This is a genomic window from Idiomarina sp. ST10R2A5 (assembly GCF_051842325.1).
Lineage (GTDB): Bacteria > Pseudomonadota > Gammaproteobacteria > Enterobacterales > Alteromonadaceae > Idiomarina > Idiomarina abyssalis.
On the sequence record NZ_JBNIEX010000042.1, the window covers coordinates 1 to 264 of the forward strand.

1 protein-coding gene is annotated in these 264 nt (G+C 59.5%); it reads right to left on the bottom strand.

What is annotated here, in order from left to right; translation table 11 throughout:
• Positions 1-264, bottom strand: a 264-nt coding sequence (locus ACP7FG_RS13050) for a DUF2073 domain-containing protein (RefSeq protein WP_439226634.1), incomplete at both ends; no start/stop codon positions are given.

Here is a 264-nt window from a genome sequence, read left to right on the forward strand (position 1 = left end):
GCTTTTCGTCCTTGTGAAGCGTCTCGATCCGGTTTGCCGGTCCGATGACGGTCAGTTTGTTGGGGTCGTCACGGCCCATGAGACGTCCGAGCAGGCCGCTGTCGTTGCCCCCCTCGCCGGGATAGCTTTCGATTTCGATACCAGTAAACCCGTCGGGGTTGATCTCCGACATCGTCACCTCGATGAGTTTGGACTCCTCCTCCGGATCGAGCCCTTGTTCGAGGATGACGATGTTGCCGTCGTGGACGCCGTCGAGGATGAGTC